Here is a 22,232-nt window from a genome sequence, read left to right as displayed (position 1 = left end):
TTTATCTGCTCGCCCTTCTCCTTGAGTAGGTCTGTCAATTCGTTAAGAAACTGGTTCACGTCTTTGAAGGACCTGTAAACGGAAGCGAATCTGACATAAGCGACTTCGTCTATCTCGTACAGCTTGTTTATTACCCTTTCGCCGATCTCGCTGCTTTCGACTTCCCTGTCCCCCCTCTCCTGAAACTCCCTTTCGAGGTCGGAGACGAAATTCTCGATAACCTCCATGCTTATGGGCCTCTTCTCGCACGCCTTGATCATTCCGGCGATTATCTTGCTGCGGTCAAAGGGTTCCCTCACCCCGCCTTTCTTGATGACCAGGAGCTCCATCTCCTCCACCCTTTCATACGTCGTGAACCTGCTCTTGCAGTTGAGGCACTCCCGCCTCCTCCTGATAGACGTATCTTCCTTCGCGAGACGCGAGTCTATTACCTTACTTTCCAGGCTTGAGCAGAATGGGCATTTCATCTAAATGAGCCTGTGTCTGTAAACGGGGAATTGGCTGCAAAGCCCCCGGACGTCGTCCCTGATTCTCGAAAGCACTTTCTCGTTGCCCGGGTTGTTTAAAGCCTCTTTTATAAAATCGGCGATTATTTCTATCTCTTTTTCTTTCATCCCTCGCGTGGTGACGGCGGGCGTGCCTATCCTGATACCGCTCGTTACGGCCGGCGGACGCGGGTCAAACGGAATGGCGTTCTTGTTTACGGTAATGCCGGCGCTCTCGAGGGTCTCCTCGGCTATCTTCCCGGTGAGCTCGGTCTCTCTCAGGTCTACGAGAACGAGGTGCGTGTCTGTGCCTCCTGAGACGAGCCTGAGCCCCATTTCGGTGAGGCATTCGCCGAGCTTTTTCGAGTTCCTGACGATCTGCTTCTGATAATCCTTGAAACCGGGCTCGAGCGCCTCCTTGAATGCAACCGCCTTTGCGGCGATTACGTGCATGAGAGGCCCCCCCTGCACCCCGGGGAACACCCTGCTGTTTACCTGCTTCTCCTGGCTCTCCTTCATCATCACCATGCCGCCCCTCGGCCCCCGAAGTGTCTTGTGCGTCGTCGTCGTTACGAAATCGCAATGGGGCACGGGGTTCGAATAGAGTCCCGCGACCACGAGTCCCGCCGGGTGCGCTATATCCGCCATGAGGAGTGCGCCCGTTTCGTCAGCTATCTCCCTGAATTTCGCGAAATCGATGTCCCTCGGGTACGCGCTCCACCCGGCGACGATGAGCTTCGGCTTGTGCTCGAGGGCAAGCCTCCTTACTTCGCTGTAGTCGATGAGGTTCGTGTCCTCGGTGACCCCGTACGGGATTACGTTATAGAGCCTCCCCGAGAAATTGACCGGGCTCCCGTGTGTCAGGTGGCCGCCGTGGGCGAGGTTCATTCCCAGCATGGTGTCCCCCGGATTGAGGCACGCAAAGTAGACCGACATATTGGCCTGGGCGCCCGAATGGGGCTGTACGTTCACGGCATCGCAGCCGAAAAGCGCCTTCGCCCTGTCCCTTGCCAGGTTCTCGGCTATATCCACGAATTCGCATCCGCCGTAGTACCTCTTTCCCGGAAGTCCTTCCGCGTACTTGTTCGTGAGAACCGAGCCCAGGGCCTCCAGAACCGCTTCGCTCACGTAATTTTCCGAAGCTATCAGCTCCAGTTTGTACTCCTGGCGTTCGACTTCGGCCTTGATTGCGCGGTAAATTTCAGGATCGACAGTTTCTAGCTTGGACATCTGATGCATACCCCCTCAATTCATGAAAAGCCTATCCAAGATTAGTCTCATTGGCAAGCCGGAAGGGGTCCCAGGACCGGCCGGGACGAATGCCTGCCGGTGGGTACGGCGTCGCGCGCGTTTTTAATAGAATAATCATCCATTCCGAGCCGGATTGCATGTACCTGCAGTTTTTATTAAAATAAATGTAGGCGCCCAGCGATTCAGGAAAAAATAAAAATAGCGACTGTGGCCGGGCACGGGAGGCTCCGGTAGGGGCCCTATTCCGCACCGGGCGGCCCGACGAGGCTTTTTCTATGAAGGGCAAATTCAGGCATGAGACCTCTCGCGACGCGGATGCAGCGATGGCGCTTCAGGGTTTCGTTGAGTCCGTTGATCCGAGCCCGGGCGATGTTTTACCGTCAGCCGCCGATAATGAGAAAAACGGCGGTACAGTGCAATTCTTGTTCGGCCTTCTGGAGAACGCGCCCGATGTCATTTTCAGCCTGACCCCGGAAGGCATATTCACCTATATCAACCCCGCTTTCGAAACGCTGACAGGTTGGGAGCGTGACATATGGATAGGGAGGCCGTTCTCGGACCTGCTCGTTGATGCCGACGGAGCTAAATTGTCTCATAACACCCTCGGCTTTGAAAATGGGGACCGAAAAAAGGTTTTTGATTCTTATGTGCTCGTAAACGGCGGCGGCTCCCTGAGCGCCGAGGTGTCCCTATCTTTTCGGATGAAGGGGGATAAAGTAACGGGCGTGGTCGGCTCCATGAGGGACAACGCCGGGAGGAGTCTGTCCGACGAGGAGCGCGCGCTCCGGGAGAAACGCATCAGGTCACTCTACGAGATATCGGCTGAGCCCGGCGTAGGGATCGATACACAGATCGTGGAGACGCTCAAGAAGGGCGCCGAGATGCTGTCCATGGAAATTGCGGGGGTCGGACGGATTACAGGCGGGATTTGCACCGCCGTATACTGCTACGATGAAACGGGCAGGTTGACGCAGGGTCTCGAATGCGATCTGGTAAAAACATTCTGCAAGATTACGCTTGCCAACGACGACGTCTTTGCCGTGGACAATGTCGGAGAGTCGGAATACAAAAATGAAGAGTTCTACAGGGTCTTCGGTTTCGAGTCCTATATCGGCGTGCCTCTGCGCATTAACGGCAGGGTATTCGGGACTCTGAATTTCGCGAGTCCCGATCCACGTAAGGAGCCTTTTACAGAGCCTGACAAGGATTTTGTCAGGCTCATGGGGCGCTGGATCAGCACCAAGATAGAGCGCAAGGAAGCGGAGGACATGCTGAAGGAGAAGGAGGAGCTATACCGCACCCTCGTCGAGAACGCTCATGACCTTATACTCGAGATATTGTACGACGGGCGCATTATGTACGCGAGCTCCAACCACAAAGAGATACTGGGATACGAGCCGGGAGAGCTCCTGGGAAAGAACGCGTTCGAATTGATGCATCCCGAAGACCGCTCAGCCATCATGTCCGCATTTATTCAGGGCTTCGGGAGGGGCGCGGCCGGAAGGGGCGTTTACAGGTACATGCACAAGGACGGAGAGTGGCGCTGGTTCGAGGCCACGGGGAAACCGTTCAGGACTAGGACGGGTGAGATCAGGGCTATAATCGACACGCGCGAGATCACGGAACGGAAGAAAGCGGAAGAGCGGATACAGGAATCGCTCCGGCAGAAGGAGTCCCTTCTCAGGGAAATACATCACAGGGTAAAAAACAGTCTCCAGGTGATATCGAGCCTGCTGAGCCTCCAGTCCGATTATGCGAAAGACGAGGAGTCGCTTTCTCAATTCTATGAGAGCCAGAACAGGATATCCACGATAGCGCTTATACACGAGAAGCTCTACCAATCGAGGAACATAGACGAGATAAAGATGCTCGACTACATTACGGACCTGACGAGGAACCTGCTAAGGGTCTATAAAGACCTCGGCGGGAACATAGACGTTCAGATAAATGCTTACGATATCTCAATAGACATCGACCGTGCTATCCCCTGCGGGCTTATCATCAACGAGCTATTCTCGAATTGCCTCAAACACGCCTTCCGTTTTTCCGAGAGCGAAAAATTGTACCGTAAGGCAAGGAACAAGGTATCGGTGGAGATATATTCCGATTCCGACGGGGTCCTGATTCTCTCCGTAAAGGACAACGGCGTCGGATTTCCCGAGGGTATAGACTTCAGGAACACGGATACTCTGGGCCTTCAGCTCGTCTGTACTCTTACGGATCAGCTGAAAGGGACGATGGAGCTGCGGAATGACTCCGGTACTGCGTTCAACATCGTTTTCCCAATATCCGCGAAGAAGACCGGGAGTCATGAATAAAAACGTCCTTCACGTGTTTAACTGGACGTCGAAGCTTCCGAGATTTACTTTGGCGGCGAGCCCGTTCTTCCAGCAGATATCCCTCGCCGTCCCCTGCAGCTCTTTTGGAACCATAAGCGTGAATTTCACGCCGAGCTCGGACATCTCCTTCCACTTGGCGACCCTCTCTGCGGTTATCGTTTCTCTCGTTTCGACCTCTACTATCTGAACGACCTGCCCGTAGTTCACGAGCACGATGTCCGGGTACTTCCCCTTGTAATCGAAGTTCTTTTCCTCGCCGGGATTGATCCGCACTTCGCTGTAGAGCCTCGAATACTTCTCCTGCACTTTCCTGATGACCCAGTCGTGCAGGAACTGTTCATCCGTTGATCTTGCCATATCTCTCTCCCCACATGAGCTTGGTCTTCAGGATCGTAAAGTAGTCCCTGAAAGGGGACTTGATCAGCTTGACGAGTGTATCGGATCTCCTTACTTCTATTACGTCTCCGGTCCTGAGTCTCATGCCGATCTGGCCGTCGAGCGTGAGATACGTGTCAGGCTGCTGTGTGGTGATCTTTATCTCGACCTTCATTTCGTTCGAGACCACGAGCGGCCTGTTTGTGAGCGTATGGGGACAGATCGGGGTGATTATGGTGACGGGCAGCGCCGGATGCACTATCGGCCCTCCCGCCGAGAGGGAATAGGCGGTCGAGCCTGTAGGAGTAGAGAGGATTATGCCGTCCGCTTTATACGTCGTCACGTGCGAGCCCTCGATATAAATTTCGAGGTCTATGATCCGCGCTTCGGCCTCTTTGTTGATTACAACATCGTTCAGCACCTCATAGTGCTTCGCTCTTGTTTTGCCCCTCCTGACGGTAGTCCTGAGCATGCAGCGGTCCTCTATCTCGTAGTCGCCGCTCAGTATCCTCTCCATCATCGGATATATTTCGTCGACAGTGATCTCCGTGAGAAACCCGAGTCCGCCGAGGTTTACTCCCAGGATCGGCGTCCCGTGCTCGCACGCGAGCCTCGCCACTCCGAGGAACGTCCCGTCCCCTCCGAACACGAGTATTATGTCGACGAGCCCCGGTATCTCTGGGGCGGGCGCGGAGTTCTTTCTGCGGAGCTTGTCCGCGATCCCGCTTTCGAGTATCACCTCGACCCCCCTCTCCCTGAACCATCTGCAGAGGTCCCTGACGATATCGTAGGTCTTTTCTATATTCGTCTTCCCTATTATTCCGATTCTCAAGATCCCTTTCCTCCCGCGTGGTGTGCGGACTCCTCCTGGTTAAAGGCGGTATCGACGGATAAATATAACACCGGGCGTATGCGATCAAAGGATGGAATTGTGCTCTCAGGCATGGCGGTCACTGTCAAGGCGTCAGTTCTGTTTCTCCCCCGCCTGCATGAGGAGATAGGCTTTTATAAACTCGCTCAGGTCCCCGTCGAGAACGGGCTCCACGTTCCCGGTCTCGTACCCGGTCCTGTGGTCCTTGATCATCCTGTACGGGTGGAGCACATAGGAGCGTATCTGGCTGCCCCAGCCGATCTCCTTTTTAGTAGCGTGAAGCTCGTCAATCTTTTCCCTCTGCTTCTCTTTCTCCAGCTCGTACAGCCTCGCCTTCAGGATTTTCATGGCTGTAGCCCGGTTCTGGTGCTGGGAGCGCTCGTTCTGGCAGCTCACGACTATGCCCGTCGGGAAATGGGTTATCCTTATCGCGGAATCGGTCTTGTTGACATGCTGTCCGCCCGCTCCGCTCGCCCTGTATGTATCCACCCTCAGGTCCTTCTCCTCTATCTCTACCTCTATGCTCTCGTCTATCTCTGGGGATACGAACACCGAGGCGAACGACGTATGCCTCCTCTTGTTCGCGTCGAACGGCGATATCCTGACCAGTCTGTGCACCCCGCTTTCCCCCTTAAGGTAGCCGAATGCGTAATCGCCTTTTACGAGGAACGTGGCGCTCTTCATGCCTGCTTCGTCCCCCTCCTGGTATTCTATGAATTCGGTCGTATATCCGTTAAGCTCGGCGTATCTGAGATACATCCTGAGGAGCATCTCCGCCCAGTCCTGGGCCTCCGTGCCCCCGGCTCCCGCATTGATCGAGACGATCGCGTTCCTCTCGTCGTCGGGCTCGCCGAGTATGCGTTTGAATTCCAGCGTTTCGACCCGGCTCTTTATTTCCGAAAGCTTCTCGCCGGCCTCCCTTGCCGCCGCCTCGTCTTCCTCCTCTATGGAAAGCTCCTCCAGCACCTCCACGTCCTCGAGGTCGCGGTTGAGCCTCTTAAGGCTCTCGAGCGTGCTCTTGATGCGGGCCTGCTCCCTCAGGATTTCCTGCGCCTTTTCGGCATTGTTCCAGAAACCCTCCCTTCCCGTTATCTCTTCCAGCTCCTTTAAGCGCAGGTTCTTTCCCGGCAGGTCAAAGAAACTCTCCCAGGACTACTAGTCTCTTCTTAAGCTCTTGTATTTGCTCTTTATTTTCTCCAAACATATCTTTCTCCCTTTCGTGGTATGTAAATAATATATGGTTTGGATATTCAAAAGCAAGGAAGGTTGAATTATCCGCAGTTTTGGGTAGATTCTTATGGTTTTAACGCGGCTTGTATCGGTGGATTCTGCTTCGGGATAAGCCTGGGGGGCATTGACCGCCCCCGGCAGACTGCCGAAAACGCCTGCCGGATGACAGCTTGGTTCGTGTTCCGGTTTTTCAAATACTGAAAGCAAATCATTAAAGAGGAGAATCATAAAGTGAAAAATTACATATTTACTCCGGGGCCGGTGGCCGTCCCAAGCGAAGTCCTGATAGAGATGGCGAAGCCCATCATGCACCACAGAACGAAGGAGTTCGAGGCCATATTCGCAGAGGTGAGAGAGGGTCTCAAATACATATACGATACGAAGCAGGAGGTATTCGTTCTCGCCGCCTCAGGCACGGGCGCGATGGAGGCCGCTGTAGTGAATACGCTCTCCCGCGGCGATAGGGTGCTCGTCGTGAACGGCGGCAAGTTCGGCGAGAGGTGGGGGAAGATATGCAAGGCTTTCGGCCTCGACACGCAGGAGCTTATGGTCGAATGGGGACATTCCGTAAATCCCGCCGATATAGAGAAAGCGCTCGAGAAGGACCCGTCGATACGCGCGGTTCTTGTACAGGCGAGCGAAACCTCGACAGGCGTCATGCACCCGACCAAAGAGATCGCCGATATTACGAGACACAGGGACGACGTGATACTCATAGTCGACGGCATCACCGGCGTGGGCGTGTTCCCGCTCCCCTTCGATGAGATCGGCATAGACGTGATGGTGGGCGGATCGCAGAAGGCGTTCATGCTGCCTCCGGGTCTCTCGTTCGCGGCAATGAGCGAAAAGGCCTGGAAGTTCAACAAGACTTCAGACCTCCCGAAATATTATTTCGATTTCAAAGCCGCGCTAAAGAATGCGGAGAAAAACACTACCCCTTATACCCCGGCCGTCACGCTTATCATAGGGCTTGCCGCCGTGCTCAGGAGGTTCAGGGAAGAGGGTAGGGAGAGCATGTACAAGCGACATGCGAAGCTCTCTCTCGCCATGAGGGAAGGTATGAAGGCGATAGGCCTCGATATATACGTGAAGGACGTTCCGAGCCCCGCGCTCACGACGGTCGTGGCCCCGCCGGAGATAGGCTCCTCCAAGGTCATCAAGGCGCTTGCCGGCGAGTTCGGCATCACTGTAGCCGACGGGCAGGATCAGGCCAAGGGAGTGATATTCCGCGTTTCCCACATAGGCGACATCGACAAGACGGACACCCTCTTCTTCGTGTCGGCGATAGAAAGCGTTCTCCACAAGCTCGGCTATAAATTCAATTACGGGGCCGGGACGAAAAAGGCGTCCGAGATACTGTTCGGAGATCAATAGAGGGAGCGCGCTCAGAGGCCCCTGGCTGGCTGAGCCGCCCGGCAGCTGTTGAGAAAGATAAGGTTCATACACCTTTCCGATATCCATATCGGCCTTCAGACGCACGGCAGGCTGAACCCGTCCACGGGGTATAACACCAGGCTCGAGGACATACTCGCTTGTCTAGATCATGTGCTGGAGACGGCGGCACGGGAATCTGCCGACCTGATACTCATCGCCGGCGACGTGTTCCACAGGGAGAACCCGCTCCCGGCGGAAGAGATAGAATTCGCCCGCAGGATAGGGAAGGCAGCCGGCAGGGACGGGGCCCGCGTCGTGATAGTGCTCGGGAACCATGACTACTCGTCTTCAGCCTCAGGCGCGTCCGCCGTTGAGATCTTCCCCGCGCTTGACATCGGGGGCGTGACAATAGCCAGAAAACCCGAAGTGATCAGGGTAGAAACGAAGAGCGGTACGGTTCAGGTCGCCTGCCTCCCGTGGGCGGGAAGGGGTGCGCTTCTGACGAGGGAGGAGTACAGGTCCCTTTCCTCGGGCGAGATCCAGGCCGAGATCGAGAGGAGGCTCATCGGGATAATCCATAGCCTTGCCGGGAAGACCGACCCGAAAGACCCTGCGGTACTCCTCGCGCACGTGGCGGCGAGGGGGGCCAGGCTGTCCGGCACAGAGACGGACACTCTTTCGACCTCGGATCCCGTCGTTCCGGTTACTTCGCTCGCCGACCCCGCGTTCCAGTATGTCGCCCTCGGGCACATCCACGGGTTTCAGGACCTGAACGGCGGAAACGCGCCCCCGGTGGTTTATTCGGGCAGCATCGAGAGGATAGATTTCTCCGAGGAGAAGGAAAAAAAGGGCTTCGTGCTCGGGGAAATCTCGGAGTCGGAAAAGGGGTGGCGCTGCGCCTACGAATTCAGGGAGACCCCGGCGAGGAGGTTCATCACGATAGATCTCGGAGAGATAGATGCCGACCGGAGGGAGCTCCCTCTACCCGACCTGTTATCTCACAGGGATACCGGGGGAGCCGTGGTCAGGGTGAGGTACGAGGTCGGCAGCCCCGGAGAGGAGGTGGATGAGAGGGAGATAAGGTCTGCCCTCGGAGACGCGCAGACGCTCAGGATTGAGAGGGTCTTCTCCAAGCCCAGGAAAACCATGAGGCAGTCGGAGCTCTCGAAGACGATGAGCGTGCTCGACGCGCTCGACAAGTACATACAGTCGAAGCCCGAGTTGAAAAAGATAGCCTCCGACATGAAGTCCGCAGCCGAGAAGCTTGTAAGGGAAGATGAGTGACTATTCAAAAACCGTGTGGCCGATCACCAGATTCACTTTCACCTGCACACGTTTAATCCATGCTGCAAATCCATTTCAAGACGGAAATAAAGAAATTGAGGCTACTTCGTTCTTTTATATTCCTGATTCCAATTATTCAAATCTTCGCTCTTGAAACTCAGTAGCACTAGCACGACGGCTAACAGCACTAAACTGACTACGGTAAAACAATAAAATAATAGATACAAAACTCCCCCGGATGAGAAAAAAGCTACGAATCAATCCTTTTCCAAATGTTAACTACATTCATATAATTCATTTTATATCACTTCGGAGAAAAAAAGAAGAGAGGCTAGGAAGGCTCACTTCCCGCCCGCAGAGTCCTCGTAGCACGTCCCGTTCGCCGTCCCGCACTCCTTCGTTTCGAGCTGGAGCGTAACGTGGGTGATGTGGAATTTACCCGAGAGCTGGCTCTTTATGTCGCTTATGAGCTCTTCGCTCTTCCGCATGTCGTCCACGACGAGGTGCGCGCTCAGCGCGTCGAACCCCTGTGTGAGCGTCCACGCGTGGAGGTCGTGCACGCTGAGGACGCCCTCGTGGGAGCAGAGCGTGTTTTGTACGGCCTTGAGGTCCATCCCCCGCGGCGTGCCTTCTAGGAGTATGTGCACCGACTCCCTAAGGATGACCCATGCGCTCCTCAATATGAGTACCGATACGAGTACGCTTATAATGCTGTCGGCGTAGTACCAGCCCGTCAGAAGCATCACCACGCCCGCGATGACCGCCCCTGCCGAGCCGAGCGCGTCGCTTATGACGTGGTAGAGCGCGCCCCTGATGTTCAGATTCGCGCTCCTGTACCTGGACAGCGCGTATGCCGAGCCCAGGTTTAACACGAGCCCCGTGATTGCGACGACGGTCATCTCGAGGCTTTTTACCTCCCGCGGGACCTTGAACCTCTCGTACGCTTCTACGATAATGCCCCCGGAGATCACGAAGAGGAGGATTCCGTTGATGAGGGCAGCGAGTATCTCCGCCCTGTAGAATCCGTAGGTCTTGGTGAGGGTCGGCGGCTTGACGGAGAACCAGAGGGCGAAATAGGCAAGGGAGAGGGCGAATACGTCGGTCAGCATGTGCGCCGCGTCGGACAGGAGCGCGAGACTGCCCGTATAGAACCCGGAGGCGGCCTCCACCACCATGAAGCAGGCGGTGAGTGCGAGCACGATCGTGAGAGATTTTTTTTCTTTGGTGTTTTTTATGTCGTGAGCGCGCTCGTGGTTATCCATCGGAATTAAAAATACATACACCCCGCGCGGGAGTCAAAGTACTCCGCCCCGGCGACCGCTTCAAGACAGTGCGTTCTTTGCCGCCTCTTTAAAATGCTTCTCCCTCAGCGGGTCGGTGTCTATCTCCGAGATCAGATATGCTATCTGGTACTGGTCGCCCGGGTAAAAATAGAGCTTTATCCCCTGTGGAGTCACGAAATAAAGACCCTCCTTTCTCGTGTCATCCGGCAGATCCACTTCGTAGACCGGAAAGCCCACCGTGCCCGCTCCGATGTTCACGGGCTTCCTGTCGTCCCTCAGCTTCCTTACGCTCTCCGCGATCTCCCAGACCTTTGGAAATATCTGACCCTTGACTGTTAGCTTCATCTCCGACCTCTCGAGTTTTTTATATTTTTGAAACCTGCACTTTCGATATCATTCCCACGCACGTAATGATCATATCGAGCCCTTTGTCCCGCTCGTATATGTACCGCTCCCCGAGCTTGCTCCCGCATTCCGCACATTCCCCCGAGCCCCCTCCCGTGTCCCAAGTCCCGCATTCCGCACAGTGCATGCCCTTCTCTTCATACCAGGCGAGATGGGAGTATATGAGCTCGTTGAGGCCCCTCTTGCCGAGAGAGTCCGCCCACTCGGCAAGGTCGCGTATCATGCGCGCCCTGAACCTTTCCGGCACTTCCTCGAGGCTGCCCGAATAAATCTCTTTTTCGTTGACGAAGATTCTGAAGCTGTGGGTGGAAAGCTCTTCCATGTCCGGGTGTTATTTTATCTGCTCACGGCCTCCGCTCCAAGCACCCTGGATACTGCGTTTTGTATCTGGTCCACGGAGAAAGGTTTCTTTATGATGTTGTAAGCGCCTTCGTCCGAGAGCTCGTCCGGGAGCTGCTCTCCGGGCCTTGAGCTTATGATGACCACGGTCGAGCTGGGGTCGATGAGCTTTATCTCTCTCAGAAGATCGAGGCCGTTTTTATTAGGCAGGGAGAAGTCGAGGAACGTGATGTCGAAATGGTTCTTTTTTATAAGCTCTATCGCTTCCTCCGCGCTCTCGGCGGTCATTACGTTGTGCCCGGTGCTCGAAAGGCATTCGCTCACTATGTCCCTTATGAACTCCTCGTCGTCGATTATCAGCACGTTCCCCTTTCTCCTGAGCTCGATTACCTTGCCGTTCTGGCTCTTCTTCGCCTGCTCCGGTTCCGGGGCTTTCGCGACGGTCTGGATATTCGGGAGGTGGATCGTGAAGGTAGTCCCTTTGTTGACCTCGCTCGAGACTTCGATCCGCCCGCCGTGCCTCTCGATGATCGCGTATATGACGGAGAGGCCGAGGCCGGTTCCCGTTTTTGCGCCTTCGCTCAGCTTCGTGGTGAAGAAGGGCTCGAATATCCTGGGCAGGTTCTCGGGCGGAATGCCAACGCCCGTATCCGAAAAGTCTATCCTAACGTAATTCCCTGCGAGCTTCGTGCTTATGGCTATAGCGCCGCCATTGGGCATGGCGTGTTTCGAGTTTATGGCGAGGTTGAGGAACACCTGCTGTATCTCTCCCAGGTTCATCCTTATGGCCGGGACCTTCTCGTAGCTCCTCAGTATCCTTATTCCTTCCGTCTCGAACGTGTGCTCCACGAGCCCCAGCGCGTCGTCTATGATGCTCTCTATCTGGGCGACCTGGAACTTCTCTCCCTTCTGTCTCGAGAAGGAGAGGAGCTTGTTCACTATCTCGACGGCCCTGTCGGAGGCTTTCTCTATGACCTTGAGGTCTTTCCTGACGCTGTCGAGGTCCTGCCGCGTGAGCGCGAGGCTCGTGTACCCTATGATTCCCGAGAGGATGTTGTTGAATTCGTGCGCGACCCCGGCCGCGAGCTGCCCCACGCCCGACATCTTGGCCGAGTGTATGAGCTGCGCTTCGAGCTTCTTCTTCTCGGTTATATCCTCAGTCGCTGCTATCACGCCGAAAATCTCCCTAGTCTCGAAGTCTATAAGCGGCGAGAGCGTCACTTCGAGGAACTTGCTGTCGTGTCTCACTTCGTGTTTCGTCGAGTACGCCGGGTCGCTCAATATTTTGGGTACTATGGTGTCGAAATTGATTCCCTGGAATAACGAGCTCAGTTTTTCACCCACACAGTTCCTGCCGAATATCTCGGAGGTCTTCGGGTTCGTGGTTTCTATGACGAGGTCCCTGTCGGTCGTTATGATGCTCTCGATCGTGCTGTTGAGCGTGTTCTCGAGCTGTCTGTTCCTTTCCTGGACCTTCAGTTCGAGATTGGTGTTCAGCTCCTTGAGATCGCTGAGGAGACGGGTGTTCTCCCTGTAGAGCTCGTACCTGTCGGCGGCGTGCTCGATGACGCTCCTCAGCTTCCCGTAATCGAGCGGCTTGATCAGGTAGTCGAAGGCTCCGTTCTGGACCGCCTCTACGGCTGTTTCAAGCGAGGCGAATCCCGTCATCAGTATTACCGGAATGTTCGGGTCTTTCTTCTTGATTTCCTCGAGGAGGTCGATGCCGCTCTTAACTGGCATTTTTATGTCCGAGAGCACGACGTTAAAGTTCGATGACCTCAGGTAATCGGCCGCCTTCTCGCAGTTGTTGGCGATTACGACTTCGTAACCTTCCTTGGTCAGTATGTCGGATATGATCTTTAATATGAGCTGCTCGTCGTCAACTACCAGCACCCGTTTCTTCGAGTTGTTCATCTGCCTCTCCCGCAGTAATATTATGGTTATTTGATGGAAGTTCAATCGTGAACGTCGTACCGACGCCCTTTTCGCTTTCCACTATTATCCTGCCTTTGTGCTTTTCGATTATCTTATACGCTATCGAGAGACCGAGCCCGGTCCCCATATCCTTTTTCGTGAAGAACGGGTCGAATATCTTCGTTATGTCTTCCCTGTCTATCCCCACGCCCGTGTCCCTGAAGTGTATGTAGACGTGGTTCGAGTTCCCGCTCGCGAATTCGTCCCAGCTGGTCGTGGTCTCAATAGTGAAATCCCCGCCCTTCGGCATCGCCTGAACGGCATTCAATATGATATTGATGAATACCTGCCAGAGCTGGTTCGGATCGGCCATTATCTGCGGCAGGTTCCCGTCGAGCTTGAGCGTGAGATTTATCCTGTTGTCAGAGAGCTGCTTCCGTACGAGGATGACTACGTTCTCGATCACGCTGTTTATGTTCACCCTCTCGAAATACGGCGGCTCGGCTTTCGAGAACTTGAGCAGGCTGTCTATCAGTCGGTTCGTCCTGTCGATCTCGTGCTTTATATAATCGAGATATTCTCCGACGACCTCCGTGTTTTCCTTGTCCATCATATATGTGGATATGTAGTACCTTGCGCCTTCGATGATGTTGAGCGGGTTCCTTATCTCGTGGGCGACACCCGCAGCGAGCTGCCCGATCGCGGACATCTTTTCGGCGTGCACGAGCTGCGCCTGGGTGTCCTTGAGCTCCTTGTTCGTTTTTTCGAGCTTCTTCGCGTAGTCCTCGACGAGCTTGAAAGCAAGCGCGTTCTCGATCGCTATCGCGCTCTGGTTAGCGAGCAGCTTGAGCAGCTTCACGTCGCGCGAGGTATACGAAAGCCCCGACTTCTTCTCCCCGAGCGCTATGAACCCGATGAGCTGCTTTTTGAAAAAGAGCGGAATTATGAGCGACGCGCTGAACCTCTCGAACTCGAGCATTAGCTTTTGAGAGTTGTGAATGTACCTCTCGTCCGCTATGAGGTCTTCCTTGAATATCTCGCTCCCGTGGAAATTGAGCTGCTGAATGAGGACGTTGTCTTCTTCGAGCGCCGCGTCGGGCGAGCTCCTGACCTCGCCGTCTTTAAAATACCGCTCGTAAGAGCCGAGGTCCTGGTTGTATATGAATACCGAAACCGGGCTCGAGAACATCGTGCTCTCCACGATTTCGATGATCTTGTCGATTATCTTCTCGAGGCTGAGGAGCGAGGTCATGGCGTAGCTCACTTCCTCCACTGTCCCCCTGTAGTCGTATTTCTTCCTGAAAAACGTCAGGTCCACAAGGTCCTGTATACGGTTTTTGAGCGGGTTGAGCGCTATGACGAGGAATCCGCTCAGGATCACGAAGAAAGCGGGGTTCTTCCAGCCGCCGTACTTCGCGAATGCGACGTTGAACCCGAGCACGGTGAGTGCGAATATTCCGCCAACGGCTCCCGTGAGGAGGCCGTACGTGAGGGCCTTTTCGATGATGACGTCAATGTCGAAGAGCTTGTGCTTTACTATGGCGTAGGCGATAGAAACCGGGAATATTATCACGGGCAGCGCCATCAGGTTGTAGGGCAGGCTTATTTTAAAGACCGTGATGCAGGCTACGACCGAAGCCGGGGCGAGCAGGCCGAAAACGCAGCCGAGCAGTATTATCTGCGCTCGCTGCTTCTCCAGCGCAGACGCAGGATTCATGTAGGTCACGAACGAGGAGATGGGGAATATCATGGTGCTCAGGACCACGTAGATCCAGCTCGCGGTATTGATGTATTTCCATACTTCATACCTGTGGAAGAAGATGAACTGGAGCACGAAGAGCATGGCGGAAATAAACAGAAACAGTATCGAGACCAGGTTGTGGGTCATTCCCCTCAACTTGGTGTCGGAGGGGAAAATAAACATCAGGTATATTCCGAACAGCGGGCAGAATATCCAGGCAAAGAAGCTCAGCTGGTCGAATAGATAGACGGCCTGCGCGTCGAAAGACCCGACGAACCAGACGCATATAGATGCGCAAAAGAGGAAAAACGCCTTGCTCGCCTTAAGACCGGGCTTCATCTGAAGGACCATGACCCCGATGATGAGGAACACGACGCCTATCACGTATATGATCCCGAACATGAGGAGCATTTCCTTGAGCGTCAGTTTCTCGATCGGTATCGTGACCCTGAACGTGCCGCTGTTTCTTTCTATCGTGTATTCGACGCCGGTGCCTACAGGGTATGTGTCTGTAATGCTGAAGACTTCCTCGGGCGTCCTTACAGCAATGCCGTTTACTTCCCTGATCTTGTCCTTGAACCTCTTGAGCGTCTCTCCGTTGATCGTCTTGGGCGATATGTCGGTTACGACGAGGTTCCTGTAGAAGAAAAATCCCGGGTAGGGCTTGTTCACCCTGTTCAATCCCAGGAGTAGGTTCCCTATGCAGAAGAGCAGCAGAACGAACGCAACTATGCTGAATACCGATTTCTGGATGTTCGTTCCGTTCCCTTCCGACATGGAGTAGTGTCTGTCAGTCATTTGCCTGTTCGCTTATCGCCGGGGTTTTCGAATACATCTCCCAGTGGAGGTCGACCTTTCCGCCCAGGCTCTCCACTATGCGCCGCGAGCCCAGGTTGTCCTCGAGGACCCACGTGCCCGCCACTTTTTCATAGCCGTTCCCGATCATCGCCTCGCAGACCCTGCTTAGGAGGACCGAGCCTATCCTCTTTCCCTTGTACTCGTCGAGGAGTCCCATGATCATTAAAACGCCTTCCTTTATTCCTCTCAGCTTGAGAGGCAGCGTAACCAGCTTGTGGGGCCTGAGTTCCCCGTCGAGGCCCCTGAACACCGATGCGTACTGCGGGAACCCGCCTATGAAGCCCACCGCTTCCCCTCCCGACTCCGCTATGAGCCAGTATTCGGGAGCGATAAGGCTCTTGAACTCGTCCGCGATCTCCATGAATTCATCGGGATCGAACGGGACGTTTCCCCAGAGCTGGGCGAGAGAATTGTTGAATATCCTGACCACGCTCCTGACCTCGTTCTCCCAGTCGGACTTGTTCATCTGCCTTATCTTAATATCCGGGAGGGCCAACTCCCGTGAGTATTTCATTATCGCCTTGACGTTATCCGGGGATTTCAGGTCTATCGTGTAGTGGAGCAATTTTTTGACAGGCCCGAACCCGGCTCCGGTGAAATATTCGTGGTAGTAGGGCTGCGTGTAGACCTGGAGGAACGAAGGTATCTTCCCGTAGTTGCTCGAGAGCAGCCCCCCGCCGAAAAGCCCGAAGATACCGTTCACGGGTCCGAGCACCTCCCTGCACCCTTCACTTGCAAGAAACTCCTCGGCTCTCGCCAGCATAAGCCCGACCGCCTCTTCCTTATCCGGGAGGGCTTCGAAGAAACCGAGGAACCCGGCGTTCGTATCGTGATAGCGGTTATAGTAGTGGTCAATGAACGCGCTTACCGTGCCTACTATCTCCCCGTTCTCCTCGACGACGAACCTCTTGCCGTAAACCTTTCTGAAGTAGAAATAATCGTTCGAAATGAGCTTGACGTGGTCTTTTATCAGGAAGTACGGCACCCATGCCGGGTAGTCCTTGTAAACCTTCCATGAGAACCTGACCGATTTTTCGATATCTTCCCTGGAGGATATTTCTCTCACCGAGTATTTTTCGCTTTCGGGGGCGCCTGGAGAAACCGGCCTGCCTATTATTCCGAATTCCCTCCCCAGCTTCTCGACCACTTCGAGCGTCTTGTCGATGTCTTCCCGCGTGTGCGTGGCCATGACGCTGAACCTGAACCTCTCCTGACCCTTGGGCACGGCGGGGTGGGGAATGGCGTTTACGTATATTCCCTCCTCGTGGAACCTCTTGTTCATCTTTTTCTGAGTCAGCTCGTCTCCGATCATTACAGGGATGATCGCCGACTCGGTCTGTCCGGTGTTAAAGCCCATGGATTTAAGGCTCTCCTTCATGTGCTTGATGTTCCTCCACAGGTTTTCATGGAGAGATTTGTCGGATTCCATGACTTCTATCGCCGCGAGCACGGAAGCCGCGACCGAAGGCGGGAAATTCGACGAGAAGAAGAACGACCTCGTGTAGTATCTGAGATAGGTCACCACCTCTTTGGTCGAGGCGATGAAGCCTCCGATGCCGCCGAGCGATTTGCTGAGCGTCCCCATGACTATATCCACCTCGCCCGGCTTCATTTTGAAATGACTCGGAGTGCCTTTTCCCCTCTCTCCTATGACCCCCGTGGCGTGAGCCTCGTCCACCATGACCTTGGCGCCGTACCTGTGCGCCGTTTCGGCTATCTGTCGCAGAGGCGCGATGTCCCCGTCCATGCTGTATACGCCGTCGACGATAACGATCTTTCCCTTAAAATTGTCCTTATTCCTTTTCAATACGCTCTCGAGGCTGTCGACGTCCGAATGCTTGAACGTCCTGAAAGTCCCAGAGGACAGCATGCAGCCGTCTATGATGCTCGCGTGGGCGAGCCTGTCTATGACTGCGAGGTCCTCGTTCTTGACGAGGGCCTGTATGCATCCGAGGTTGGTTACGTAGCCGCTCGGGAAAATTATCGCGTCCTCCGCCCCCTTGAGCTCGGCGAGCTTCATCTCGAGCCGCCTATGTATATCGAACGTCCCTGCCAGAAGCGGCACCGAACCCGCGCCCGCACCGTATTTGTCGATATTCTCCTTGGCTATTTTCATGACCCTCGGATGCGCGGTGATGCCGAGGTAGTTGTTGCTGCCCATCATGATCATCTCTTTTTTCTTTCCGGTGAAATCGTCGTCGATGATCACCCTGTGCGCGGAGGGCGAGGCAAGGGGTCTTCTGTACCGTATATACCCCTTAGACGCCATGTCCACGCCGTATTGCCAGAACACCTCGGCTTTTTTAAACAGGTCTTCGTCGGGTATGTCGTTGAAGTCGGAGAGATAATAGTCGTCGGAATTGAGAGTATGTTTGCTCTTCTCGATATAACTTTCCAGTTTCGCCCTATCGGATTCGTATATGTTTATGAATTCGACCCCGATACCGTGCTCTCCTGTACCGTTCGTTTCGTACCTCTTTACTTCACAGTAGGCTTTGACCGGGAACGCGCCCGACAGGTCGCACTCGAGAAGGAGTTTTGTTCCCGGCTCGTACTCGTCTTCGGTATGTATGAATAGTCCTTTCGGCGAGAGGTCTTTTGCGAGCCCGATCATCTTTCCGGAATTTTTGGAATAGACATGAAAATTCACCGGCACCCTTTCATGCCTTCTTCGGTCCTTCGATTCCCTGATTATTATCCCCATTCTCGAACCCCCTCTACGAAATTATTCTAGCATTTTTCTTTAACATAGTTAATATAATTCTTTATAGCCTTGCCATAATAATCCTCGAATATTAGAATTATTGCAAGTATGCTTTCTTCGGCAACCCAACCGCCATAGGCCGTGTCGACACGTCCCTTAGGCTTGCGGCTTTGCGTCCTACCCTTTCGGATAGTTTGCCATTTCGGAAGGATACTACCCCTTTTCGCAAGTTTAGTGCAATTTGTTTTTTGTTTCAATAGGTTATATCAAATTAGCGGAATCAGAAAGAAACGAGTGATCGAATACCGGGAGCATGGCTTCCGGCGCCGGAATACGCTATCCGTAATTACGGGCCGGCCTGATCCGCTTAAATCTGATTAATGAAACTGATGAACCTTCTAGACCCAGAAAATATTTTACCCGAATATTCGTGTCTGATAAAAAATTAAATTCACATTAAAAGAAACGGTCGTATTTGTAGATGTTAAATAATTCGCGGCTGGAATTTTTCTGTATAATGCATCCTCCATCCTCCCCGTAGGAGCGGCTTCCAGCCGCGATGGAACTTTTATCTGTCTTTGCGAGGCTCAGAATGAGCCGCGGCAATCTCATGCTGCATCACACCCGTAGGAGCGGCATCCTGCCGCGATTTCCTTGCTCGTTTCAGGGTTGTTTCAGGAAAAGAAGAAAAATATATATCGCTTTATTATGTATTCCGATGGGACGACTTTGTCCCCGGATTACTTGACATCTACAGTAGTGCTGACGGCTCCGCGCTTAGCGCTGCAGTTTCAATACAACCGTAGTGTTAAGTTGGAAATGATTTCAGAAGCTGCTGTTGTATACCGTGCTATATCCTTGCTGCTCTCGATATGAGAAGGTGGTCGGCGAGAACGAGGTTGACCATTGCTTCCGCGATCGGCACCGCTCTCGGGCAGAGACACGGGTCGTGCCTGCCCTTCACCCTGAGCTCCTTGGGGTTCCCGTATTTATCCACCGTGTGCTGGACCTTCGAAATGGAAGAGGTGGGCTTTATTGCTATTCTCACCACGAGGTCCTCGCCGTTCGTTATCCCACCGAGAAGACCTCCGGCGTTATTCGTCTTGAACCTCAGCTTGCCGTTCTTGTCCTTATACATTACGTCGTTTACCTGAGAGCCTTTCTTCCTGGACGCTTCGAACCCCATTCCCACCTCGAACCCCCTGATCCCGCCTAGACTCATGAGCGCAGCCGCAAGGTCGGCGTCGAGCTTGTTGAAGACAGGGCTCCCGAGCCCCGGCGGCAGCCCTCTCGATATTACCTCCACCGTCCCCCCGACCGAGTCCCCTTCCTTCCTCACCTTCTCAATGAGCTCTATCATCTCGGCCGCCTTCTCCGCGTCAGGGCACCTTACGATATTCCTCTCTATCTCGTCCCGGTCTATTTTCCGGGCGACTATTCTACCGACCTGCCTCACGAACCCGAAAGTCTCGATACCGTTCCGGTTGAGTATCTTTTTCGCGACCGCTCCTGCTGCGACCCTTCCGACCGTCTCCCTGGCCGAGGACCTGCCCCCGCCCCTGTAGTCCCTTATCCCGTACTTCGCATCGTAGGTGTAATCGGCGTGTCCGGGACGGTAGGTGTCTTTTATGTCCTCGTAGGACTTGGATATGACGTCTTCGTTCCTGACCATGAGAGATATGGGCGTGCCGAGCGTTTTTCCCTCGAAAACCCCCGAGAGTATCTCGACGCTGTCTGACTCTTTTCTCTGCGTGGTTATCCTGCTCTGGCCCGGGCGCCTGCGGTCGAGCTCCGACTGTATCTCTTCGCTCGTTATCTCGAGCCCTGCCGGGCAGCCGTCGATTACCACCCCGAGCGCAAGGCCGTGCGATTCGCCCCAGGTGGTTATACGGAAGAGCTGTCCGAACGAATTTCCTGGCATGTTAAGAGTTTATATTAACGGGATAATCGCCGCAAACAAGGGCGAGAGAGCAAATTCAGAGATAGCCGTGCCCCCTGAACCAATTCACCGTGCTTTGAATGGTTTCTTCTAGCGGCCTCGGCGAGAACCCGAGCTCCCGCACCGCCTTCGAATTATCGAAATACCAGAAGTGCTTCGATCCCTTTACGGAGTCTATGTCCATGGCGACGTAGTTTGGGGCGGAGATGCCGAGTATGCGCTCGACGATGAAGGCGCCCATGTAAGCGAGAGGGTAGGGTATTTTCATTTTCGGCCGCGGGATTCCCGTCACTCTCTCCAGGACCTCGAAGAGCTCTTTTATAGTGATATTGCGGTTACTCAGTATGTAGCGCTCCCCCAATCTGCCCTTCTCGGCCGCGAGCAGATGTCCGATAGCTACGTCTTCGGCGTCGACCACGTTTATGCCCCCGTCGGTATATCCCGGAAGCTTTCTCTTGCAGTACCAGAGGATAAACCCTGAGGTCGAGACGTAGACGTCTCCCGCTCCTATGACTATGGAAGGGTTCACGATTACGAGCGGAAGGCCTTTTCCGAAAAATTTAAGGGCCTCCTGCTCTGCGTAGTATTTCGATTTCACATACTGTATGTCGGTGCCTGCCGGGTCAAAAGGAGTCTCCTCGGTTGCGGGCTCCATGCCGGGTTTCAATCCTATAGCCGCGACGCTGCTCGTATAGACGGCTTTCTTTACGCCCGCCTCCATCGCGGCCTTGAATACGTTCTGCGTCCCTTTTACGTTGATTTCCTCCATCTTATTATAATCGGCCTGCTTGAACGAAACGATGCCCGCCGCGTGGTAGAGGGTGTCGCAGCCCTCGAGTGCTTTCCTCACGGAGTCTATATCCGTCACGTCTCCGTAAACCCTTTCGACATTTAAGTTGTCGATGTTTATCGTATTACTGGTCTTTCTCAATAGTACCTTTACCTTGTCCCCTCTCTCTACCAGTTTTCGCACGATCTGAGAGCCTACAAGACCGTTCCCCCCTGTAACCAATGTAGACATTTGAGAGCCTCCCATTACTTAGAGAAACTCATATTACTACACCCGACGTCTAAAAACAATGTAATTTGCACAGTCAACTGAGTCTTTCCGGCCAATCCAGCAAAAGAAAAATTGAGAACAGTTTTAATCGGGGTATATTTTTGGAGACTCCACGTATTGCAGGAGGGGAATATGGATCTGGAAGAGCTCCTTAAAGACAGGGAATACGAAGAAGGCGAGAAGAGGATCGAGAGGGCTTTGGCCATAGCCGAGCGGGAATGGGAGAAGGTGAGGACGTCCTTATCTGAGTGCGGCGATATAGGCGGCTTCGATAAAAAGGACTTCATGATAGGGGTGATCGAGGAGGACGTAATTATAAGGCAGCCCTTCCTGAGCCCTACGAAATCAGTCTCTGTATACGCCCCCACGTTTTATCCGATGTATTTCATAAACAACCTCCTAGCTATGGAAGAAGCGTACGGTGAGCGCGGCTATTCGACTTCAGAGGCGCTCTACGTATTCATAGAGCTCGCGACGAAAGCTTCCGAGAGGCTCGGTCTCACGGGTACTTTCGCCATGGCGTTCGGCGCCGGTTACGGGAGCGTCCGTACGGGATGGGTCGCTGAAAAGGGATTCCCCGTCGAGAGGGAGATATTCTTCAATATGTTCTTTAAGGGCAGGAAGAAGGATTACAGCTGGGATTTCTACTGGACGTCCGTCAGGGAAAGGCTTAAGGATATACTCGGCAGGTTCAGGGCCTGGCAGGAAGACGAAGAGCTCTTCCGCAGTGAAGTGAAGCCTAAGGCCGTCGTCGTACCCATGCTGGTTTGAATATAACCA

General features: G+C 54.0%; 16 protein-coding genes, 1 pseudogene and 1 riboswitch. Of the genes and pseudogenes, 4 read left to right on the top strand and 13 right to left on the bottom strand.

The window, feature by feature from the left end; translation table 11 throughout:
• Positions 1-17: 17 nt before the first annotated feature.
• Both nrdR and glyA read right to left on the bottom strand, forming a co-directional pair.
• Positions 18-467 (bottom strand): annotated as a pseudogene (nrdR, locus tag AB1598_07055) (transcriptional regulator NrdR).
• Positions 468-1,715 carry a serine hydroxymethyltransferase gene (gene glyA / locus AB1598_07050; protein ID MEW6144763.1) on the bottom strand — a complete coding sequence of 416 codons (1,248 nt, stop codon included), beginning with the start codon at positions 1,713-1,715 and terminating at the stop codon, positions 468-470. It lies immediately after the preceding pseudogene.
• A gap of 296 nt (positions 1,716-2,011) precedes the next feature.
• Here glyA and AB1598_07045 point away from each other — a divergent pair, with 296 nt between their 5' ends.
• The gene (locus AB1598_07045; GenBank protein ID MEW6144762.1) at positions 2,012-4,054 is read left to right on the top strand and encodes a PAS domain S-box protein; all 2,043 of its coding nucleotides are present in this window, start codon (positions 2,012-2,014) and stop codon (positions 4,052-4,054) included.
• 9 nt (positions 4,055-4,063) lie between these two features.
• Here AB1598_07045 and AB1598_07040 read toward each other — a convergent pair whose 3' ends face one another.
• From AB1598_07040 to prfB, 3 genes are all read right to left on the bottom strand, one after another.
• Complete coding sequence (locus AB1598_07040; GenBank protein ID MEW6144761.1) at positions 4,064-4,432, bottom strand: hypothetical protein; 369 nt, start codon at positions 4,430-4,432, stop codon at positions 4,064-4,066.
• On the bottom strand, positions 4,413-5,282 hold the full coding sequence (locus AB1598_07035; GenBank protein ID MEW6144760.1) for an NAD(+)/NADH kinase: 870 nt from the start codon (positions 5,280-5,282) through the stop codon (positions 4,413-4,415). The genes AB1598_07040 and AB1598_07035 overlap by 20 nt, the downstream gene beginning before the upstream one ends.
• Before the next feature lie 132 nt (positions 5,283-5,414).
• Positions 5,415-6,525, bottom strand: a protein-coding gene (prfB, locus tag AB1598_07030) for a peptide chain release factor 2 (GenBank protein MEW6144759.1) whose coding sequence is annotated in 2 segments (ribosomal slippage) — positions 5,415-6,455 and positions 6,457-6,525 — 1,110 coding nt in all. Because the reading frame shifts where the segments join, the coding sequence is not laid out codon by codon here.
• Between the two features lie 257 nt (positions 6,526-6,782).
• Between prfB and AB1598_07025 the strand changes: the two genes are divergently transcribed.
• Positions 6,783-7,925 (top strand): alanine--glyoxylate aminotransferase family protein, encoded by a 1,143-nt coding sequence (locus tag AB1598_07025; GenBank protein ID MEW6144758.1) that lies wholly within the window; start codon positions 6,783-6,785, stop codon positions 7,923-7,925.
• A 48-nt stretch (positions 7,926-7,973) separates the two neighbouring features.
• Positions 7,974-9,209, top strand: a complete 1,236-nt coding sequence (locus AB1598_07020) for an exonuclease SbcCD subunit D (protein MEW6144757.1) — start codon at positions 7,974-7,976, stop codon at positions 9,207-9,209.
• 341 nt (positions 9,210-9,550) lie between these two features.
• Here AB1598_07020 and AB1598_07015 read toward each other — a convergent pair whose 3' ends face one another.
• The 8 genes from AB1598_07015 to AB1598_06980 form a co-directional block, all read right to left on the bottom strand.
• On the bottom strand, positions 9,551-10,471 hold the full coding sequence (locus tag AB1598_07015) for a cation diffusion facilitator family transporter (GenBank protein ID MEW6144756.1): 921 nt from the start codon (positions 10,469-10,471) through the stop codon (positions 9,551-9,553).
• A gap of 60 nt (positions 10,472-10,531) precedes the next feature.
• Complete coding sequence (locus AB1598_07010; protein MEW6144755.1) at positions 10,532-10,837, bottom strand: hypothetical protein; 306 nt, start codon at positions 10,835-10,837, stop codon at positions 10,532-10,534.
• A 19-nt stretch (positions 10,838-10,856) separates the two neighbouring features.
• Positions 10,857-11,219, bottom strand: a complete 363-nt coding sequence (locus AB1598_07005) for a hypothetical protein (protein ID MEW6144754.1) — start codon at positions 11,217-11,219, stop codon at positions 10,857-10,859.
• Positions 11,220-11,233: 14 nt separating this feature from the next.
• The gene (locus tag AB1598_07000) at positions 11,234-13,150 is read right to left on the bottom strand and encodes a response regulator (GenBank protein MEW6144753.1); all 1,917 of its coding nucleotides are present in this window, start codon (positions 13,148-13,150) and stop codon (positions 11,234-11,236) included.
• Positions 13,116-15,689: an ATP-binding protein gene (locus AB1598_06995; GenBank protein MEW6144752.1), complete on the bottom strand. Its 2,574-nt coding sequence runs from the start codon at positions 15,687-15,689 to the stop codon at positions 13,116-13,118. The genes AB1598_07000 and AB1598_06995 overlap by 35 nt, the downstream gene beginning before the upstream one ends.
• Positions 15,682-18,453, bottom strand: coding sequence for an aminotransferase class I/II-fold pyridoxal phosphate-dependent enzyme (locus AB1598_06990; GenBank protein ID MEW6144751.1), 2,772 nt, complete (start codon positions 18,451-18,453; stop codon positions 15,682-15,684). The genes AB1598_06995 and AB1598_06990 overlap by 8 nt, the downstream gene beginning before the upstream one ends.
• 116 nt (positions 18,454-18,569) lie before the next feature.
• Positions 18,570-18,662: riboswitch (cyclic di-GMP riboswitch) on the bottom strand.
• 641 nt (positions 18,663-19,303) lie between these two features.
• Positions 19,304-20,374 (bottom strand): chorismate synthase, encoded by a 1,071-nt coding sequence (gene aroC, locus AB1598_06985; protein MEW6144750.1) that lies wholly within the window; start codon positions 20,372-20,374, stop codon positions 19,304-19,306.
• A gap of 55 nt (positions 20,375-20,429) precedes the next feature.
• Complete coding sequence (locus AB1598_06980) at positions 20,430-21,413, bottom strand: SDR family oxidoreductase (protein MEW6144749.1); 984 nt, start codon at positions 21,411-21,413, stop codon at positions 20,430-20,432.
• A 171-nt stretch (positions 21,414-21,584) separates the two neighbouring features.
• Here AB1598_06980 and AB1598_06975 point away from each other — a divergent pair, with 171 nt between their 5' ends.
• Complete coding sequence (locus tag AB1598_06975; GenBank protein MEW6144748.1) at positions 21,585-22,223, top strand: hypothetical protein; 639 nt, start codon at positions 21,585-21,587, stop codon at positions 22,221-22,223.
• Positions 22,224-22,232 lie beyond the last annotated feature (9 nt).

This window comes from Thermodesulfobacteriota bacterium (assembly GCA_040754335.1).
Lineage (GTDB): Bacteria > Desulfobacterota_D > UBA1144 > Nemesobacterales > UBA2774 > 2-12-FULL-53-21.
Note: the sequence above shows the minus strand (reverse complement) of the source record. Positions and strands in the feature narration are given on the sequence as shown.